The 2,706-nt window shown below is 70.7% G+C and carries 2 protein-coding genes; both read right to left on the bottom strand.

The window, feature by feature from the left end; genetic code table 11:
* Positions 1-673 (bottom strand): beta-ketoacyl synthase N-terminal-like domain-containing protein (locus ACIQOV_RS36270; protein WP_401055067.1); only part of this gene is annotated, 673 nt, incomplete at its 3' end.
* Positions 673-2,706: SDR family NAD(P)-dependent oxidoreductase (locus tag ACIQOV_RS36265; protein ID WP_401055065.1), on the bottom strand; the 2,034-nt coding region annotated here is incomplete at its 5' end. The genes ACIQOV_RS36270 and ACIQOV_RS36265, both read right to left, overlap by 1 nt.

Below are 2,706 nucleotides of genomic sequence, written 5' to 3'. Positions count from 1 at the left end.
CCTCCTGGTACGGGTAGCCGGTGTTCTCCTGCACCTTGTAGGAGACCGCACCCGAAAGGGCCATGTCGCACTCGTAGTTGAGCAGGCTCTGGCAGGCGGCGTGCAGCGCCACCAGCGAGCTGGAGCAGGCGGTCTGGACCGGGAAGCTCGGCCCCCGCAGGTCGAGCTTGTACGACACCCGGCTGGTCAGGAAGGCGAGTTCGAAGCCCAGGCCGACGTTCTCGCCCTTGATCGCCTCGCCCTGCTCCAGGTTGCTGAGGATGTTCCCGAGGTAGGCGGTGGTGCTGGCGCCGCCGAAGACGCCGATGCTGCCCTCGTACCGGGCGGCGTCGTAGCCGGCGTGCTCCAGCGCCGTCCACGCCGTCTCCAGGAAGAGCCGGTGCTGCGGGTCCATGATCTTCGCCTCGCGGGCGGTGTACCCGAAGAACTCCGCATCGAACAGGCTGATGCCCTCGAACCTGGGTGCGGCCTTGACGTAGTGGGGCCGGCCGAAGACCTCGGGCGACACCCCGGCCGCCGTCAGCTCCTCGTCGGTCAGGGCGACGATCGACTCGACGCCGTCGCGCAGGTTCGACCAGAACTCGGTCAGGTCCCCCGCGCCGGGGAAGCGTCCCGCCATCCCGATGATCGCGACGCCGTCCCGTTCCGGGAGATCCGTGAACTCATTGGTCATCATTCGCCCCTTGCTGTCCGACGCCGTTGCTGGTGCTGACGCCGGCGCTGCTGCATCTTTTCTCTGCGTTCCTCAAGTGCCTTGCGGTTGTTGCCCGTTGCCTGCTGCAGGGGCTGCTCGGCCAGGCCGGCCAGGTGTGCCGCCGTCAACCCCTCGTACAGGTCGCCGAGGGCGAGCTTCGTGCCCAGCCGGGCATTGATGGTGCTCACCAGCTGGATCGCGATCAGGGAGTTGCCGCCCAGATCGAAGAAACTGTCCTGGATGCCGACCTTCTCGATGCCCAGCAGCTCCTGCCACTGCTCGCAGATCGCGCGCTCGGTGTCGCTGCGCGGCGCCACGAACTCGGTGAGGATGTCCGGGCGTTCGTGCGCGGCGCTACGGGGCTCCGCGGTGTCGCCCTGCTCCAGCGAGAAGGCGTTCTCGAACAGCGCCGAGAGCTCGGCGGGCGACACGATGATCTGCGACTCCGAGACGCCGGCCAGGATCGTGTCGAGGGCCCACAGCCCTTCGGCGGGCGACATGGCGCGCTCGTCCACCTGCTCGATGCCGGACGGCGCGGCGGTACCGACCGCCATGCCGATCTCCCGCCACGGACCCCAGTCGATCGAGATCACCCGCCGGGTGCGCCCCCGGTCCTGGGCGAAGGCGTCGAGGAAGCAGTTGGCGGCGCAGTAGTCGACATGGCCGACACTGCCGATGTTCGCACCGTTCGAGCCGAACAGGACCAGGAAGTCCAGCTCCTGGTCCGCCAGCACCTCCTCCAGCACCAGGGTGCCGTGCACCTTCGGGAGCAGGACCTCGGCGGCCGCCTGGAGGTCCTTGAGCTGGATCAGGCCACCACCGGCGACACCCGCCGTGTGGAAGGCGCCGTGGATGGCCCCCCACCGCTGGGTGGTCCGCCGGACGGCCTCGCTCATCGCCGCCCGGTCGCTCACGTCGGCCTGGAACACCATGAGCTCCGCACCTGCGTCCCGCAGGCGGACCAACTCCCGTACGGTGTCAGCGAGTCGGCCCTTGCCCGGGTTGCCGGCGAGCCAGGAGTCCCACTCCGCGGCGTCGGGCAGCCGGGTGCGCGCGGTGAGCGCGATCCTTGCGCCCGCTGCCGCGAGGTGCCCGGCCAGGGCCAGGCCCAGGCCGCCGGTGCCGCCGGTGACCAGGTAGACACCGCCCTTGCGCACCACCGGCGAATCGTCGCGTCGGGGCAGCGGCTGCGGCAGGTAGTGCTGGGACCAGCGGTGGCCCCCTCGGTGGGCCACCGTCTCCGTGCCGGGCTCCGGTGCTGCTGCCAACTCGGCCATAAGCCTCCCCAGTTGGGCCTGGGTGGGAGCTTCCTGGCAGTCGAGGTCGACGCTGCGGCAGGTGGTGCCCGGCAGCTCGCGGGGCAGCACGCGGCACGGGCCCAGCAGGGTGGCCTTCAGCGGCGAGAGCGGCTCGGCACCGGTGACGTTGTGCAGGCCGTTGCTGAGCACCCAGATCCGGCGCGGCTCGCCGTCCGGGTGCTGGACGAGGGCCTGGGTGAGGCGGATCAGACTCTCGAAACCGTGCTGGAGGCTGCCCTCCTCGACCGGCGCGGCGACGCTCCAGCCGTGGACGATGTGGGTGGGCACACCGGCAGGACCGTTCCGCAGGGTGCTGATCAGCCGCTCGTAGTCGGAGCTGTCGGCCGGGTCGATGGCGTAGCGGTCGTCTCCCCGGTCGGACCAGGCGTCGGCCGCCGCCACCACGGTGACGGTGGCACCGGCGGCCCGCAGCTGCTCGGTCACCGCCTCGCCCACACCCAGGCCGTCGGCGAAGACCAGCCAGTGCCGGGTGCAGTCCGGCTGCTCCCCGGCCGGGAGAGGTGCCCGCTGCCAGGACGGGGCGTAGAACCACTGGGTGATGTCGTCGCGACGCGCCGCGGCACGACCGGTGGCCTGGGCCGTCGTGGCCTGTCGGTCGAGCCAGTAGTGCTTGTGTTGGAAGGGGTAGGTGGGGAGGGGGATGCGGCGGCGTTGTTGGTGGGTGTGGTAGGTGGTCCAGTCGGGTGTGGTGCC

Source organism: Kitasatospora sp. NPDC091257, from assembly GCF_044757675.1.
Taxonomy (GTDB): Bacteria; Actinomycetota; Actinomycetes; order Streptomycetales; family Streptomycetaceae; genus Kitasatospora; species Kitasatospora lactacystinica.
Note: the sequence above shows the minus strand (reverse complement) of the source record. Positions and strands in the feature narration are given on the sequence as shown.